The organism is Burkholderia sp. PU8-34 (genome assembly GCF_053427725.1).
Genome location: NZ_JBSAXC010000002.1, coordinates 674,116 through 690,289 on the forward strand (window position 1 = coordinate 674,116; position 16,174 = coordinate 690,289).

The 16,174-nt window shown below is 67.9% G+C and carries 17 protein-coding genes and 1 riboswitch; of the genes, 7 read left to right on the forward strand and 10 right to left on the reverse strand.

Annotation, left to right across the window (positions count from 1 at the left end):
- Positions 1-238: 238 nt before the first annotated feature.
- Positions 239-1,330 carry a porin gene (locus ACV22Z_RS07740; protein ID WP_448075720.1) on the forward strand — a complete coding sequence of 364 codons (1,092 nt, stop codon included), beginning with the start codon at positions 239-241 and terminating at the stop codon, positions 1,328-1,330.
- Between the two features lie 123 nt (positions 1,331-1,453).
- Here the strand turns inward: ACV22Z_RS07740 and ACV22Z_RS07745 are convergent, their stop codons facing one another.
- Both ACV22Z_RS07745 and ACV22Z_RS07750 read right to left on the reverse strand, forming a co-directional pair.
- On the reverse strand, positions 1,454-2,023 hold the full coding sequence (locus ACV22Z_RS07745; protein WP_448075721.1) for a hypothetical protein: 570 nt from the start codon (positions 2,021-2,023) through the stop codon (positions 1,454-1,456).
- Between the two features lie 143 nt (positions 2,024-2,166).
- The gene (locus ACV22Z_RS07750) at positions 2,167-2,748 is read right to left on the reverse strand and encodes a hypothetical protein (RefSeq protein WP_448075722.1); all 582 of its coding nucleotides are present in this window, start codon (positions 2,746-2,748) and stop codon (positions 2,167-2,169) included.
- A 509-nt stretch (positions 2,749-3,257) separates the two neighbouring features.
- Between ACV22Z_RS07750 and ACV22Z_RS07755 the strand changes: the two genes are divergently transcribed.
- The gene (locus ACV22Z_RS07755) at positions 3,258-3,443 is read left to right on the forward strand and encodes a hypothetical protein (RefSeq protein ID WP_448075723.1); all 186 of its coding nucleotides are present in this window, start codon (positions 3,258-3,260) and stop codon (positions 3,441-3,443) included.
- Positions 3,444-3,519: 76 nt separating this feature from the next.
- On the forward strand, positions 3,520-4,416 hold the full coding sequence (locus ACV22Z_RS07760) for a sulfite exporter TauE/SafE family protein (RefSeq protein WP_448075724.1): 897 nt from the start codon (positions 3,520-3,522) through the stop codon (positions 4,414-4,416).
- Here ACV22Z_RS07760 and ACV22Z_RS07765 read toward each other — a convergent pair.
- Positions 4,368-5,390: an alpha/beta hydrolase gene (locus ACV22Z_RS07765; RefSeq protein ID WP_448075725.1), complete on the reverse strand. Its 1,023-nt coding sequence runs from the start codon at positions 5,388-5,390 to the stop codon at positions 4,368-4,370. The genes ACV22Z_RS07760 and ACV22Z_RS07765 overlap by 49 nt on opposite strands.
- 84 nt (positions 5,391-5,474) lie before the next feature.
- Here ACV22Z_RS07765 and ACV22Z_RS07770 point away from each other — a divergent pair, with 84 nt between their 5' ends.
- Positions 5,475-6,485, forward strand: a complete 1,011-nt coding sequence (locus ACV22Z_RS07770) for an AraC family transcriptional regulator (protein ID WP_448075726.1) — start codon at positions 5,475-5,477, stop codon at positions 6,483-6,485.
- A 147-nt stretch (positions 6,486-6,632) separates the two neighbouring features.
- On the opposite strand, the gene ACV22Z_RS07775 is transcribed toward ACV22Z_RS07770, so the two are convergent.
- The 7 genes from ACV22Z_RS07775 to cobG all read right to left on the reverse strand — a co-directional run bounded on the left by ACV22Z_RS07775 (position 6,633) and on the right by cobG (position 12,611).
- The gene (locus tag ACV22Z_RS07775; protein WP_448075727.1) at positions 6,633-6,893 is read right to left on the reverse strand and encodes a hydrogenase maturation factor; all 261 of its coding nucleotides are present in this window, start codon (positions 6,891-6,893) and stop codon (positions 6,633-6,635) included.
- A gap of 65 nt (positions 6,894-6,958) precedes the next feature.
- On the reverse strand, positions 6,959-7,384 hold the full coding sequence (locus ACV22Z_RS07780) for an NUDIX hydrolase (protein WP_448075833.1): 426 nt from the start codon (positions 7,382-7,384) through the stop codon (positions 6,959-6,961).
- 165 nt (positions 7,385-7,549) lie between these two features.
- Positions 7,550-7,855 carry a hypothetical protein gene (locus tag ACV22Z_RS07785; RefSeq protein ID WP_448075728.1) on the reverse strand — a complete coding sequence of 102 codons (306 nt, stop codon included), beginning with the start codon at positions 7,853-7,855 and terminating at the stop codon, positions 7,550-7,552.
- Between the two features lie 272 nt (positions 7,856-8,127).
- Entirely contained in the window at positions 8,128-9,861 is a 1,734-nt protein-coding gene (gene cobJ / locus ACV22Z_RS07790) for a precorrin-3B C(17)-methyltransferase (protein WP_448075729.1), read from the reverse strand.
- On the reverse strand, positions 9,858-10,592 hold the full coding sequence (locus tag ACV22Z_RS07795; RefSeq protein ID WP_448075730.1) for a precorrin-2 C(20)-methyltransferase: 735 nt from the start codon (positions 10,590-10,592) through the stop codon (positions 9,858-9,860). The genes cobJ and ACV22Z_RS07795 overlap by 4 nt, the downstream gene beginning before the upstream one ends.
- Positions 10,589-11,215, reverse strand: a complete 627-nt coding sequence (locus tag ACV22Z_RS07800; RefSeq protein ID WP_448075731.1) for a precorrin-8X methylmutase — start codon at positions 11,213-11,215, stop codon at positions 10,589-10,591. Before ACV22Z_RS07800 ends, ACV22Z_RS07795 begins: the two co-directional genes overlap by 4 nt.
- Positions 11,208-12,611 (reverse strand): precorrin-3B synthase, encoded by a 1,404-nt coding sequence (cobG, locus tag ACV22Z_RS07805; RefSeq protein ID WP_448075732.1) that lies wholly within the window; start codon positions 12,609-12,611, stop codon positions 11,208-11,210. The genes ACV22Z_RS07800 and cobG overlap by 8 nt, the downstream gene beginning before the upstream one ends.
- Positions 12,612-12,679: 68 nt before the next feature.
- Positions 12,680-12,871, reverse strand: a riboswitch (cobalamin riboswitch).
- Between the two features lie 205 nt (positions 12,872-13,076).
- Between cobG and cbiE the strand changes: the two genes are divergently transcribed.
- The 3 genes from cbiE to ACV22Z_RS07820 are packed head-to-tail and all read left to right on the forward strand — an operon-like array spanning position 13,077 to position 16,143.
- A complete protein-coding gene (gene cbiE / locus ACV22Z_RS07810; RefSeq protein ID WP_448075834.1) occupies positions 13,077-14,306 on the forward strand; it encodes a precorrin-6y C5,15-methyltransferase (decarboxylating) subunit CbiE in 1,230 nt (409 codons plus the stop codon).
- Positions 14,306-15,406 carry a cobalt-precorrin-5B (C(1))-methyltransferase gene (locus ACV22Z_RS07815; protein WP_448075835.1) on the forward strand — a complete coding sequence of 367 codons (1,101 nt, stop codon included), beginning with the start codon at positions 14,306-14,308 and terminating at the stop codon, positions 15,404-15,406. The genes cbiE and ACV22Z_RS07815 overlap by 1 nt, the downstream gene beginning before the upstream one ends.
- A complete protein-coding gene (locus ACV22Z_RS07820) occupies positions 15,403-16,143 on the forward strand; it encodes a cobalt-precorrin-6A reductase (RefSeq protein WP_448075733.1) in 741 nt (246 codons plus the stop codon). Before ACV22Z_RS07815 ends, ACV22Z_RS07820 begins: the two co-directional genes overlap by 4 nt.
- The last annotated feature ends 31 nt before the right edge of the window (positions 16,144-16,174 follow it).

The window sequence follows — 16,174 nt, forward strand, 5'->3', positions numbered from 1 at the left end:
GCCTCCCGCGCCTGGATCGGGCAACGATAGCGGCGTGGTCATGCGGCTTCAGACGGCGAGACGCCGGCCTGCCTCGTTCGTGCGCATTGCAACGGGTCATCGACCTTTCATTCGCATGCCGTGATTGACGGGGTGATGGCAGATCGGACGACGATCCGAATATGCGATCAGGACTGCGTATCAATATTCGAAATCATATAACGAGGCGATGAGCCACCAAACTGGAGATATGACCGTCATGAAATTGAAGTGGAGTGTCGCCTTGCTGGCCGCGGCGACGGGGCTTGCACACGGTCAGAGCAGCGTCACGCTTTACGGCATCGTCGATACCGGAATTTCCTACTACAACCATGCGACCGCCAACGGCGGTACGTCGATCGGCATGGCCTCGCTGACCGGGCGATTGCCATCCCGCTGGGGTTTGAGAGGCACCGAGGAGTTGGGTGGAGGCTTCAAGACGTTCTTCGTGCTGGAAGACGGTTTTCAGCCCACGAACGGCACGTTGAATTACGGCGGTCGCCTGTTCGGCATTCAGGCGAACGTCGGAATCAAGAGCGACTATGGCGCGCTCACATTCGGCAGGCAGTTGGGCATGACGATGTATGCGCTGATAAATGCGGATGTGATCGGCCCGTCGATTCATTCGCTGAGCGTTTTCGATGCGTATCTGCCGAACGCGCGCAGCGACAACGCCATCGGCTATCTCGGCAAGTTCGCGGGCTTGACGATCGGCGGGACATACAGCTTCGGTCGCGATGCCGCCGGTCCGGCAGGGCCGGCGGCCACCAACTGTCCGGGGCAGGTGCCGGGCAACATGCTCGCGTGCCGGCAATATACGGCGCTCGTCGCCTACGATTCGGCGAGCTTCGGTGTGGCAGCGTCTTACGACGTGCTCCGCGGCGGTTCGGGCGCTTCGGCACCGCTGAGCAACAGTGCCTATACCGATACGCACACGATCGTCGACGGCTACGTGACGTTCGGTTCGACGAAGATCGGCATCGGCTGGATCAGGAACAACCTGGCCGCCGCGACGCATCTGCAGACGGACATCTTCTTTGCCGGGGCGACGTACTTCGTCACGCCGGCCCTGTTCTTCGACGCACAAGGCGTGCGCTATCTCCAGCGCGGGCCGGACGGGAGGAAGGACGCAAGCTCGACGCTGCTCGTCGGACGCGCGAATTACCTGTTCTCGAAGCGCACGATCGTGTACGCGTCCGTCGGGTACATGTTCAACAGCGCGCAAGCCGCGAACGCGGTGGCGGCCGGCGGCACGGTCGCGACGGGCGCAAACCAGCTCGGGATCACGGTCGGATTGCAGCAGAAGTTCTGACATCCTTCTGCGCAGTGGCGGCGGCGCCACGTTGCATGCGTGGTACGCCGCGCGCTTCGTGCGGTCGGGCGCAGCGCCACTTTGGCAAGCGCCTTGGCGAGCGTGAGCCCATCAGGGACTCGACTAACGGGAGCTGTGGCCCAGGATCTTTTTCCCCTCGAAGTGCTCTTGCACACCTTGCTCGCAATTCGGCGGGCACTTTGCCAGGCCGTCCGCGCTCTCGCCCGACACGGTGACCGCCCTGTAGACAACGGATTCGATGAGCGTCCCGTCGGCAGCGACGACAATGTTCAGATCAGTCTCGACGCCGGCCGGCACGGGGCCGCCGGCGGTATAGGTGGTTTTCATGGTGCCGGTGCAATCGGAGTTCACCGTGTAGGTGCCGGTCTGGTCAGGATTGAATGTCGTCTGCCCGCCTTTCGGCAGCCCACCGATCACCCCGAAGTCGGTGCGTGAAAAATGGCCCACACCGTCGAACGTCACCAGGGCGACGTCATCGAGGATCGACGCGGCGGCGTACGGATGCACCTTGCCATCGGCACCGATCAATCCAAGAATGTCTCCGTGACCGATAAACCCGTATGCGCCCTTTAGCGTTGCGCTCGAGCAAAGGCCGCCGGCCTGCGCGGCGCCACTGAGCGACAGAAGTGCAACGGCTGTTGCCGCCGCAAAGCTCAAATGCTTGATCTTCACGGTCATCTCCTTGCCAGCGAATCGGGCGCTCGATACCACTGCGCGCAGGGGCCTATTGCCTGGCTGGATTGGGCGCCCGATTCAAAATGGAACTCAAAAAGGCCGCAGCGAACGCTGGCTGCGGCCGTTTGATCAGGCAACGATCATTGATCGCGCTCGTTCCCGCCTCCCTTTCTGACCTTGACGGAATGCGCGCTGGCCTGGATCGCGACATCGCAACCCTTGTCGCACAGCGTCCCGTCGAGGGCGGGAGCGCCGCTCGCAAGATGCTGGAAGCTCGTGACGCCGAAGAATTCATTCCCGTGGTCGACGATCACGATTTTTTGCGTCAGCGTGGTCCCGTTCGGAAAAGTGACGCTCAGCTGGCCGGTGCAATCCGCATTCACGGAGTACGAGATCGTTTCGTTGGTCGCAAACGCTTCCGGAGGCGAGCCCGGCCTGACCGTGCCGTTGAACATCGCAAAATCTTCCTGCGTGCCGGTTCCGGAACCGTCGAGTACCGGAAGGGCAACGACATCGATTTCAGTGGGCGTCGCATAGCGGTGCAGCACCTGGCTCGGGGCGGTCCCGGTGAGGATTCCGAGCGCCTGCGCATGAACGGTGGTGCCGTACGCGCCTTTCAGAGTAGCGATCGTGCACGCGTTGTTCTCTGCATGAGCCACACTGTTCAGTGTCAGCAATACAATCGCGGCGGCCGCCGCTTCTTTCAGGAATCTGCCATTCATCTTCATCTCCTTTTTTGCCGATTCAGCCAGGATGTCCAAAGCGAAAACGGGCACGCATTGTTGTGATTGAAATTGACGTTCACGCGAGACAGGCCATCTCGCGTCGCCGATATTCGCTCGGGACGTGCGGTCAAAGCGATGAATCTCAATCAATGCCGTTAAATGAAGGGCGGAGAAAATGGCAATTTAACGATGCCGAGGATGATTCCGGCATCGAGATTGCCTTGCGCGTCGCTTTCAGCGCCTGCGCGCGATCACTCCGGTCCGGTTTCGGCCGGGCGGACGAGCAGGCTCGGCCGACCTGCGTCGAAGGCCGGGAAGACATGTACGGTGCATGCGCCGAAGCGGGCGCTGGAGCGCTACTGGCGGGTGCTGGTGAGAATGTGTCGGCAGCAGGGGTCGATAGTCGCCATTCGTATTAGTTAACTACACTACCCCCGGACACGAGAAAGTTCACAGCGAGGTGAACGATGATTTCATTCTGTCGATAGAGCATAGATCAGCACTTGATGGATTTCAATTTTCCCTCATGGCAATGCAATCGTTTTGAAATGAAATGTTATTTGATCGTCGAGGAATATATGGGTGCCGCCCTGTTGGAACCGGTGTTGCTTGAATCGGCAATGGCCGGAGTTGTCGAAATTTTTTATACGACCATTAAAAAAGCCGGCCCGCGAAGCGCCTGGCCCGAATGAGCTGTGCTGCGCTCGGGTAAGATGGCGGCGGCCACCGCCCACGCTCACTGCCAGTCATGGCTCGACATACTGCCCAATGATCCACTTCAATCTCGCCGAAGGTGTGTTGGTCTCCAGCCTGCAGCAGCTCGACCTCTTCGATCTGGCCGGCATCGCCGTCGCCCTGTTGTTGGGCGGCATGGTCAAGGGCGTCACGGGCATCGGTGTGCCGCTCGTCGCCATGCCGATACTGAGTCAGTTCCTGCCGATCAGGCATGCGGTGCTGCTGCTGTCGATGCCGATCATCCTGGGCAACATTCCGCAGGCGCTGGAAGGCGGCGAGATACTGGCGACGGCACGGCGGATCGCCGCGCCGATCGCGGGCACCGTTCTCGGCAACGTCGTCGGCGTCGCCATCCTCCTTTCCCTCAATGCGAGGCACGCTCAAGCCGCGTCTGGCGCACTGTTGATCGTGGCCGCGACGCTCATGCTCTGCTCGCCGAAGCTCAATCTGCCGCAAGCGTGGCAAAAACCGGTCGGTTTTGCGCTCGGGTTTGGCGCCGCGCTGATGGAAAGCATCGCATCGGTCCCGGGCCCGCTGCTCGCGACTTACCTGATTTCGTCCGGCGCGACGGGACGCGTATTTACGAAGCAGATTGCGATCATCCTGGTGGTGTCGATCGTCACGCTGATCACGACGTTCAACGGCGCTGCGCACGCAAGCGGCGCCGACCTCGCGGTTTCGGCGGCTGCCAGCCTGCCGGCCCTCGCCGGAATGTGGATGGTTCGCCCGCTGCGCGACAAGATGCCCCCAAGGACATTCAGGAGGGTCGTGCTGCTGTTCGTGCTCGTTGCGGCAGCCCAGATGATCTGGAAATCGGGCCTCTTCACGCATGCAGGGTCGTCCGTCGCTCAGGCGTCGCACGACAAGACCACCCATCCCGGTTACGGAAGCGCGCCGAGCCCGGATGACCGGGCCGTCGCGTCCCGATAGAACGAGTCGATCGTATCGACCATCTGCGAGAGCCCCGGTTGCTCGAGCGGATAGTGCCCGGCGTTCTCGAGCATGACGACCGTCACCGGTACTTTCCTGACGCGTCCGAGGAACGGTTCGCTGAGGTGCAGGGGCGTCCAGCGGTCCGCCGCGGGCTGGGTCAGCAGGATCGGGCAGACGTCGAATTCGTCCGGCTCGACCGCCGGCCGATACGACACATAGGAGCCGAGAAAGGCCATCGTCATCGCATTGCCCGCGGAGCGCCTGTCGGACAGCCACACCTTCAGCGCGGCCTCGTTGTTGACCAGCGCGGACATCTTGCTCGCCAATGACATCGGGATGCGCAGGGCCTTCAGCGGCGTCATCGCGCCGATGCTCACCATCGGGCCGCCGACGCGGCTCATGAACAGATTGCGCGCGGTCTCGTCACGCACCTGTTGAAGGCGCTGGTCGAGAAAGGTCATGCCGACGATGCCCTTCACGTTGCGGTTCATCGCGGCCACGTGATACGTGAGCATGCCGCCCGCGCTCAGTCCGTAGAGCACGATGGGGCGGCTGTCCCGCGCCCGCTCCGCATCGACGAGATCGCTGCCCGCGCGCACCCAGTCGTCGTAACGGATCAGCGCGCCTTTGCCCACCTCGGTCATCCCGTATTCGGGCATGTCGACCGCGATCGTCTCGTAGCCGCGCCGCGCCAGTTGCTCGCCCAGGATCATCGACATCTGCCGCCCGTTGGTGCCGACACCGTGGAACAGGATCACCTTCACCTTCGCCTGCGGGTTGCGGTACGTGTCGAGATGGAGGCAATGGCCATGCCAGTTCCACCATTCCTCGCGTGGTAGCCGATCGCCATTCCACTGGAACTCGGGCGGGAGAAACTTCTGCATGTCGCGCCAGACAGGCTGGCTTGCGTAGGTCTTCGGCATGGCGGGTGGCTCGGTCGGGTTGATCGGGGTGGCTTCGATGTCCGTCATCTTCGTCCGGCGGCCGTTCGTGATCCATGTTGGGGCAGGCCAACCGCTTTAGAATCTAGGCCAACATCCATGGCGAGGCGCCCGATGAATGTCTGGAATTTTGCACGCAGCCCGGCTTCCGTCCTGCTCATGATCGCGTACGGACGCAGCCGCAAGATCTCGCCGTCGGCGTTGCTCAAAGGCTCGCAACTCACGCTGAAGCAACTCGCCGACCCCGACTTCACGGTGCTGGCCGGGCAGGAGATGACCGTTGCGTCGAACCTGTTGACGCTCACCGGGCACGAAGCCGATCTGGGCCTGAAGGTCGGCCTGTCGTACCAGCTGTCGGCCTACGGGCTGCTCGGGTACGGCCTGCTGAGCAGCGCGACGGGCATGGACGCCATTGCGCTCGCAGGCCGCTATCTGGCGCTGACCTATACCTATGTCGGGATGGCATACCGCCGCGCCGGGCAGCACGACGTGATCACGTTCGAGCCTTCGCCGGAGCTGTCCGCGGCGCTGCAGCGCTTCTTTGTCGGCCGGGCCATGGGCGCCACCTGCCGGGTGCTGCGCGACGTGATCGGCAGCGAATTCGGACTTGCCGCATTCGACCTCGCTTGCGACGGTGAGCCCGGCGGCAAGAATCAAGTGCTGGGCGCCAAGGTCCGGTATGGCCAGCGCGCGAACGCGATCACCTTCGAGCATGCCCGCCTCGAGCGGCCGTTGCCGCAGGCGAATGCCGCCACCGCGGCGATGTGCGAGCGCATGTGCGCCGAGTTGCTCGCGCGCCGGCGGACCCGCCTCGATATCGTGTCCTTCCTGAACGAATACCTGGCCACGCACACGTTCGACAGCCCGCCGCAGCTGAAGGACATCGCGGCGCTGCTCAACACGAGCGAGCGCACGCTCAAACGCAGGCTCCAGGAGGAGGGCGCCTGCTTCCGGGACATATCGAATGCCGTGCGCAAGGCAAGGGCACAGGCGCTGATCGTCGAGGGACGCCTGTCGATGAAGGAGATTGCGCAGGAACTGGGGTTCAGCGACGTGTCGTCGTTTTCGCAAGCCTACAAGCGGTGGACTGGCGCGGCGCCCAGCATGACGCGGCTGCAGGCGTAGCGCGGCGGATTCCTGCGCTCCCGGTCCTCCGCAACACGGGCCTGCGGCATCACGAATATTCCGTGCCCCGACGGCTTGACGGATTTATGGCTGGATATATTGAGCCGTCGGAAAGAAGGGTGCGACACGCCCGATTCAAAGGAACGACTAGTTCGTCAGCAGATCGTCGACGATGATCTCCCCGGCGGCGCGTCCGGCACTGAGGGCATCCAGCGTGTCGGCGAACGGTTTCCCGGTATCGTCGGACAGGCGCACCGGCGAGAAGAAGATCGACGATGTGTCGCCCTCGCGCACCTGCACGACGGCGACGTAGCCGGGCGCGAGCGCGGTCGCGCCGGCGTCGCCGGCCGGATGATGTTCGCAGCGGACTTCGATCGTGTACCCGCGATAGGTGTACGTGCTGTTCATGTCGGGCTCGCTAGGGGTGCGCGGCATCGGGAACGCGCGCGGCAACGGATTTCCGGCGAACGGCGTCAGACGGCCTCGGCGTGCATCGTCGTGAACGTTCGGTCGATCTGTAGCAACTCGATGATTTTCAGTGTCGGAATGCTGGCGCGCAGCGCCTCCAGGCGGTCGGGCGCAAACCACTTGCAATGGACGATCTCGTTGCGCGCACGCGGCTCCAGGTCAACAGGAACCTCGGTGACGAATACGTGGTGCAGCTTCGCGAGGCCGCCGAACTGGACCGCGTAGGTCAGCGCGAGCCCAACCAGCGCCGTTTCCTCCGACAATTCCCGATGCGCCGCCTCCAACGGCGTTTCGCCGCGCTTGATCGAGCCGCCTGGCAACGACCAGCGCGCCGCCGTTCGCGCGACCAGCAGCACGCGCCTGCCCTGGCGGCACACGATGGTCGCCCGTTCCTTGACGAGCGAAGAAGAGGTGTCGGTTCGCGAGCTCATGGGTGTCGAAGTGTTGCCGCAAGCATAGATGAATTCACGCGGATTTGTCAGGTGCAGATCGTTCGTCATCCGAACGGGATCATGACGCCTCGATCAATGTGACTCGAGTGTGTCGGCCGCGTGAACATTCACGCGCAGGCCGACTGCACTGCATGAGCCGCCGCATCACGTGTGCCGGTAGGTTCCGTGCCGCGCATGCCTGACGTGTCGCGCGTGCCTGCGTTTGTGAACCGCATGCCGGTAATGGCGCCGATGCGGGCTCACGTGGTGTCGCCGCGACGCGGGACGTGCTTCCGGCACCGCACCCTGCGGCAGCGGCGCAACCTCGGTGGCGCCCGGCAGCGGCGCGGGTTGCGCCGGCTGCGCGGTGCTTTGCGGCTGGGTTTGCCCTTCGCCGAATCGGTAGGTCTGCGCGTGTGCGACGCCCAGCGTCGATGCGAGCGCGGCGGCGACCAGCAGCATGCGTTTCATGAAGTCTCCGACTCGTGGGGAAGGCGTGCGACCGCAAGCTTAGCGAACGGCGGTGCATTCCGGCAACCCGGTCGCGATCGATAGGGCTGGCAAAACGCCGATACCTGTCCGGGCACGCTCGTCGACGCGAAGGTGCGGCTGCTGGCCTAGCACGCACGGGATTGGCGCGGCGCGGGCCGCCGCCCCGCAAGACCGACAACCGCACCGGCCGGATGATCCTGCCGATTCGACATCGTTTCGATACGCGGCGGCGCATTTGTCCCGAGCGGCGCTCAGCGATACCAGCGCGGCGTATAGACCCAGTCCCGTCCGTTGCCGACGGCAAAACGCCGTGTCGTCGACGAGCCGACGATCACCATCGTGCGCATGTCGACCTGGTCCGAGCGTAGCGCGCCGAGCGTCGTGTTGACGAGCGTCGCGCCGGGGCGGCCGATGTCGCGGCCGAGCACGACGACGGTGTCGGCCGCGCGATGTGCGCGCACGACGTCGAGCGCGCGGTCGAGCTGCCACGGCCGCGCGCGCGAGATCGGGTTGTAGAACGCCATCACCAGATCGGCCTCGGCCGCATGCGCGAGGCGTGTCTCGATCACGTCCCACGGCTTCAGGTTGTCCGACAGCGAGATCACGCAGAAGTCGTGGCCGAGCGGCGCGCCAGCCTGCGCCGCGGTCGCGAGCGACGCCGACACGCCGGGCTCGATGCGCAAGTCGACCGCCGCCCAGCGCGGGTCGCGCGCTTCGTCGAGCGCTTCGAGCACCGCGGCGGCCATCGCGAACACGCCCGGGTCGCCCGACGACACGACCGCGACGTGCAGGCCACCGGCTGCCAGCTCGAACGCATGGCGCGCGCGCTGCATCTCCTCGCGGTTGTCGGTGCCGTGCACGCGCTGGTCCGCGCGGAACGGCCCGGCCATGTTCACGTAGGTCGTGTAGCCGAGGATGTCGGTTGCCTCCGCGAGCGCCGTGCGCGCGGCGGGCGTTAGCCACGCGGCGCTGCCGGGGCCGAGGCCGAGCACGGTCAGGCGGCCGCGCGCGCGGCCGAGCGTCGCGGGATCGACGGGTTGCGTGGCGACCGCGCAGGCCAGGCCGGTATGTGCTTCGTGCGCTTCCCGCAACGTATGCGGCACGCGCAGCGCACGTTGCAGCACGGCGGTGGCGTCGGCTTCTGCATCGATGGAGTCGACGGAGTCGACGAAATCAACGAAACGCAGCGGCACACTCAACGCGTCCGCCGCCGCTTCGAGCGCGGCATCGCCGATCGCATCGGCCGGCGCGACGATGGCGGCCAGCGCCTGCGGCGCGAGCCCGTGTGCGTCCAGCAGCGCGTTCACGCGCGCATCGAGCGGCAGGTCCGTTGCGGCGTGTTGCGCACCGATGCCGATCACGACACTGCGCGGATGGATCACGAGTTCGTCGCGCGCGCCGCGCCACGCGAGCGGCGTCACGCGAATCGCATGCGCGGCCGCGTCGTCGCGCGGCAGCGCGACATCGTCGAGCCACGGCGCGGCGCCGTCGACGCGCGTCGACGCGCCGGCCAGCAGGTCGGACACGAAGCGCTTGCCCTGCGACAGATCCGCGAGCGCATAGCCGTCGGGCGGATTGAGCACGCACGCGCCGAAGCGCAGCTCGCCGCTCGTCGTGATCGCCGGCGCGACGCCGAGCCAGTCGGCCAGCTCGCGCGCGATCGCGTTCACGCCGGTGAGGCCGCCGAGCAGCGGCACGACGGCCGAGCCGTCCTCCGCGACCGCGAGCACCGGCGGCTCGACGCCCTTGTCGGTCAGCGCCGGCGCGACGCAGCGGATCACGATGCCGGCCGCGCACAGCGCGACGATCGGCATGCCGCGCGCGTACAGCTCGCGCAAGTGCGCGCCGAGTTCGTCGAACGACACGTCGGCCGCGACACGCGACGCGAGCGCGTGCACCAGCGCGCCCGGATAGCGCGCCTGGATGCGCCGCGCGGTGTCGAGTGCGCCCGCACCGAGGATCACGATCGCGGGCGGGGTCGTCATCCTTGCCATTTTTCCCCCGGCACGACGAGCAGCGAAAAATACGGCGACGCCATCGGATCGACGTCGTCGAGCGGCACGATGCGCTGGTTCGCCATCGTCGCGCGCTCGACGTACAGCGCACGCTTGGCGAGGCCGAGCGCGTCGAGCACGCGGCGCACCTTGTCGAAATTGCGGCCGAGCTTCATGATCACCGCCGCGTCGGCCTGCGCGAGCCGCGTGCGCAGCTCGTCCTCGGGCAGCACGCCGGACAGCACCGACAGGCTCTGGTTGCGGTACACGAGCGGCTGGCCGAGCACGGCCGTGCCGCCGAGCATCGAGCACACGCCCGGCACGACTTCGGTGTCGTAGCGCGGCGCGAGGCGGTCGTGCAGGTACATGTACGAGCCGTAGAAGAACGGATCGCCTTCGCAGATCACCGCGACGTCGCGGCCCGCATCGAGATGCGCGGCGACGACATCGGCGGCCGTGTCGTAGAAATCGGCGATCACGGTCTCGTAGCAGAGCGGCGGCGGCAGCGCTTCGGTCGTCACCGGGTAGACGAGCGGCAACTGCACCTGCGTGTCGAGCAGATGCGCCTCGACGATCCCGTACGCATTGCCTTTCTTGCCCTTCGCGACGAAATACGCGACCACCGGCGCGGCCTGCAGCAGGCGCAGCGCCTTCAGCGTCATCAGTTCGGGGTCGCCCGGGCCGACGCCGAGGCCGAACAGGCGTCCGCGCGCGGCCGTCATTCGACCTCCGTCGCAAGTGCGTTGACGGCGGCGGCTGCCATCGCGCTGCCGCCGCGCCGGCCGAGCAGCGCGACGTACGGCACGCCGCGGCTGTCGGCCGCGAGCAGCGCCTTCGATTCGGCCGCGCCGATGAAACCGACCGGGAAACCGACGATCAGCGCGGGGCGCGGCGCACCGGCGTCGAGCATGTCGAGCAGGTGGAACAGCGCGGTCGGCGCGTTGCCGATCACGACGACGCTGCCCGCGAGGTGCGGCCGCCACAGTTCGAGCGCGGCGGCCGAGCGCGTGTTGCCAAGCTGTCGGGCGAGATCAGGCACCTCGGGTTCGCCGAGCGTGCACAGCACGCGGTTGCCGGCCGGCAGCCGCGCGCGTGTGATCCCTTCGGCCACCATTTTCGCGTCGCAGAGGATCGGCGCGCCGGCGGCCAGCGCCGAGCGGCCCGCATTGCCCGCGCCCGCGGAAAACCGCAGGTCGTCGACGACATCGACCATCCCGCACGCGTGGATCACGCGTACCGCGAGTTTCTCGAGGTCGGGCGGGATGCGCGACAGGTCGGCCTCGGCGCGGATCGTCGCGAACGACTGGCGGTAGATTTCCTGCCCGTCGCGAATGTAGTCAAGCATCGTTGAAGTCCTGGCTTTGCCGCGCATCGCCCAGTCGGGCCGCGGCTTGGTCGATCGTCAAATGGCGCGCGAGCAGGGTGCCGAGGCCCGCTGCGTCTTCGCGCCGGTACAGGTCGTAGTGCGCCGGCGCGACCGCGACGAGCGTGTGCTCCGCGGCGCGCGGCAGCGCGCAGTGGCGCTCGCAGCCGGTCAGGTGCGCGTCGAGCACATGCCCGACGCGTTCGGCAAGTGCGAGCGCGTCGCGCTTCGTGTCGGCGCGCGCTTTCGCGCATCCGGCGCTGCCCGAGCACGCGGCGAGCCGTGCGAGCGGATCGGCCGGCGACACGACAAGACCGAGCGCGGCGAGCGCATCGCACACCGCGTGCGCATCGGCCGTCGCGACGCCGTGGACGAACACGCCTTGCCACGGCGTCATCGACAGCGTGCAGTCGCCATGCGCGTCGGCCAGCGCTGCGAGCGCGTCGAGCCGCGCAGCGTCGAGACGGCCGAGCGCGAACTGCACGCCGACGCTGCAGCGGCCCGCATCGTTCGACGCACGGGCACCGAAGCGCAACGCGAAATCGGACGACGCACGCCGCCAGTCGGAAAGCGCGGGATCGGCTGCAAGCGGAAACGGAACATAGGTTTGCGCGCGCTCGAGCAGCGCCTGGGCGCCGCATGTCGCCAGCAACGCGCGCATCCGCGACACGTCGGCCGGCGCGAGGTCGACGAACGCGAGCAGCAGCGCGCGAACGAGCGCGACGGTTTCCTCAGGCGAAACGTCGACGACGGCAGGCGCATCGCCGCGCGCCACGGGCGGACAGCCGGCGAGCCCGGCCGCGATGCGCACCGCGCCGTCGCCGCGACGCCACGCCGCGAGCCAGATATCGTGCGGATGATCGAGCGCGGCGACGGCCTCGCCGCCGTCGAGCTGGATCGCGAATTTCGGCGACAGTTCGAACCGGCGTGGCTCGCGCGCGAGCATGTCGAGCAGCGGCGCGGCCAGCGCGCAGCTGTCGATCAGCGCGGCGGGATCGCGCCCGCCAAGCGGGCTCAGCATCAGGTTGCGGACGTCGTCGCTCGCCGCGAGCTCGGCGACATCGCCGCAGGCGTCGACGAGCGGGCCGAGCCCCGCGTCGAGCAGCGCGCGGGTGAGTGCGTCGCTTTCGCCGTCGCGGATGCCGCGCAACTGGAGATTCGCGCGGTTGGTCGCCTCGATCACGCCGGAGCCGTGCGCACGCGCAACGGCCGCTATCGCGCGCGCCTGCGCCGTGTCGAGCCGGCCACCCGGCAGCTTGATCCGGCACAGCCCGCCGTCGGCCGCGGCGACGACGCGCACGAGCCCCGGGCAGGCCGACGGCCGCACGGCAGGCGTTGCAGGGGACGAAACCGGGAACGATTCGGGGGCGGAACTCAACGGGGCACCGGGACAGTGTCGCGCCGCGGCCAACGCATCGGTACACCCCGCCCGATGCTGGCTGGCACGCACGCACTTTCAGGCCGGCAGGTCTCCTGGCTGGCAGGTCGGCGCCCGCTCCAGGCCTTCCCGGTAAAACCAGTGGCGTCGGGTGGAGGCGGGCTCGCTGTCTACAGTTGCGGGGGCAGCCACAGCAGCGCGGCACGCGCCCTGTGTTCCCTCTTCGGCCCCGAAGGGGCACCGGCGAACGAACGCCGTAGGATACCCGATTTTCCGGGCGGTTCGCGACGCCCGCCAACCCGCTTGCGAACCTTGCCGTTCCGGGCTTCCGGTCCGTGCCGACCCGCAGGTGAAACGCGCGGTGGAACACGGTACCATGCCGTCTTTCGCAACACGGACGGACGCGCCGGCGGCTTTACGGCCGCTGGCGGCGACACGATGAAATCGAACGATGGGGAAGGGTGCATGACGGCGTGGCTGACGGTGGTGGGAATCGGCGACGACGGTTTCGCGGGGCTCGGGCGCAGCGCGCGCCGCGCGTTGCTCGATGCGACGCTCGTCGTCGGCGCGCCGCGGCACCTCGACATGCTGCCCGCGCGGCTGCGCGCCGCGCGCGAACCGTGGCCGTCGCCGTTCGATCTCGCCGGCGTGCTCGCGCGGCGCCATTCGCCCGTCTGCGTGCTCGCGAGCGGCGACCCGATGCTGTTCGGCGTCGGCGCGACGCTCGCGCGCCAGCTTGCCCCCGGCGAATGGCGCGTGCTGCCCGCGCCATCGTCGCTGTCGCTGGCCGCGGCACGCCTCGGCTGGGCGCTGCAGGATGTCGGCGCCGCGTCGCTGGTCGGCCGGCCGCTCGCGACGCTCGCGCGGCATCTGCTGCCGGGGCGGCGCCTGTTCGTGCTGAGCGCGGACGGCCGCACGCCCGCGGCGGTCGCGGCGGAACTGACCGCGCGCGGCTTCGGGCCGAGCCGGATCAGCGTGTTCGAACATCTGGGCGGCCCGCTCGAGCGCCGCATCGACGGGCTCGCGCACGACTGGTCGGTCGACGAAACCGCGGCGCTGAACCTCGTTGCGCTCGACTGCCGCACGGCGCCCGATGCGCCGCGGCGCGCGCTGACCCCCGGTCTGCCGGACGACGCCTACCGCCACGACGGCCAGCTTACCAAGCGCGACATGCGCGCGATGACGCTCGCGCGCCTCGCGCCCGCGCCCGGCGAGCTGCTGTGGGATGTCGGCGCCGGCTGCGGGTCGATCGGCATCGAATGGATGCGTGCGCATCCGTCGTGCCAGGCGATCGCGATCGAGTCGCATGCGGAGCGGCAACGCTACATCGAACACAATCGCGATGCGCTCGGCGTGCCGGGGCTGCAACTCGTCGCCGGGCGCGCGCCCGATGCGCTCGCGGGGCTCGCCGCGCCCGACGCGATCTTCATCGGCGGCGGCGCGACCGTGCCCGGCGTGCTCGACGCATGCTGGTCGGCGCTGAAACCCGGCGGCCGGCTCGTCGCGAATGCCGTCACGCTGCAAGGTGAAATGGCGCTCGCCGGATGGCGTGATGGACATGGCGGCACGCTCACGCGCGTGTCGCTCGCGCAGGCCGAGCCGCTCGGCCGCTTCGACAGCTGGCGGCAGGCGCTGCCGGTCACGCTGTACGACGTGCGCAAGCCTGCGCCCGACGACACGAATCCCGCGACGTGATGCGCGACGAAACGCCCGAACAGCCCGCACCGCTGCGCTTCGGCTATACGACCGGAAGCTGCGCGACCGCGACGTCGCTCGCCGCCGCGCGTCTGCTGCTGACCGGCATCGCGGACGACGCGGTCGAGATCGTGTTGCCGAAGGGCCAGCGCGTCGTGATGCGGCTCGAGTTCTGCCGGATCATGGGTAGCAGCCCGGAACACGGTGCCGAAGCCGGCACGATCAAGGACGCCGGCGACGATCCGGACGTCACGCACGGCGCACTGGTGTTCGCACGCGTTGCGCTCGCGGCGGCGCCCGGCGTGCGCTTCCATGCGGGGCCGGGCGTCGGCACGGTCACGCGTGCCGGGCTCACGCTGCCGGTCGGCGAACCGGCGATCAACCCGGTGCCGCGCGAGATGATGACAACGCATTTGACCGAATTCGCGGCCGAGCACGGTTATTCCGGCGGCTTCGACGTGACGATCGGCGTCGAAGGCGGCGAGGCGCTCGCGCTGAAGACGATGAACCCGCGGCTCGGCATCGTCGGCGGACTGTCGATCCTCGGCACGACCGGCATCGTGCGGCCGTTCTCGTGCTCCGCGTATATCGCGTCGATCCACCAGGGCATCGACGTCGCACGCGCGAACGGAATCGGCCACATCGCCGCCTGCACGGGCAATGCAAGCGAGGACGCGATGCGCGCGCACTATCGCCTGTCGGACATGGCGCTGGTCGAGATGGGCGATTTCGCGGGTGCGGTGCTGAAGCACCTGCGGCGCGCGCCGATTGAGCGGGTCTCCATGTGTGGCGGCTTCGGCAAGCTCAGCAAGCTGGCGGCCGGCCATCTCGACCTGCACAGCCGCCATTCGAGCATCGACCTGCCGCTGCTCGCGCAATGGGCGGCGGAGGCCGGCGCGAGCGACGCGCTGCAGGCCGCGATGCGCGCGGCGAACACGAGCCAGGAAGCGCTGAAGCTCGCACACGCGGACGGCGTGCCGCTCGGCGACATCGTGTGCGCGCATGCGCTGCGCGTCGCCCGCGACATCGTGCCCGCGTCGGTCGCGCTCGAGATGTTCGCCATCGACCGGCAGGGCCGCTTCGTCGGAGTCGCGCAATGAACGCGCGGATCCTGCTGCTCGGCGGCACCGGCGATGCGCTGAAGATCGCCCGCGCGCTCGGCCCGCGCCATGTGTACAGTCTCGCCGGGCTCGGCAAGGTGCCGGCCGATCTCGCGTGCGAAGTGCGGGTCGGCGGCTTCGGCGGTGCGGCCGGGCTGGCCGCGTATCTTCGCGAAGCCGGCATCGGCCTCGTGATCGACGCGACCCACCCGTATGCGGCGCGCATCAGCGCGAACGCGGCCGCCGCCGCGCGCGACGCGGGCGTGCGGTGCTGGGCGCTGCGCCGCGCATCGTGGCAGCCGCAGCCGGGCGACGACTGGCGGATGGTCGACGACTGGGCCGGCATCGAGGCCGCGCTCGCGCCGTTTCGCCGGCCGCTGTTCACGCTCGGCCGCGAACCGCTCGCGCATCTCGACGCGATACCGGTGCACCAGTTCTGGCTCGTGCGCTGTCTCGATCCGCATCCCGGCAACGCGCGCGCGCAGATCGTCGCCGCGCGCGGGCCGTTTACGCTCGACGGCGAACGGGCGCTGTTCGCACTCGCGGGCATCGACGTCGTCGTCAGCAAGAACAGCGGCGGCGCCGCGACCGAAGCGAAGCTCGACGTCGCGCGCGAGCGCCGGCTGCCGGTCGTGATGCTGCGCCGGCCGCCGTTGCCGGACGTCGATCGCGCGTTCGACTCGGCCGCCGAGTTGCTCGCTGCGCTCGACGCGCTCGATCCGGCGGCACGGGCGTGATGGCGCGCCACCGGCCGCACATGAATTGACG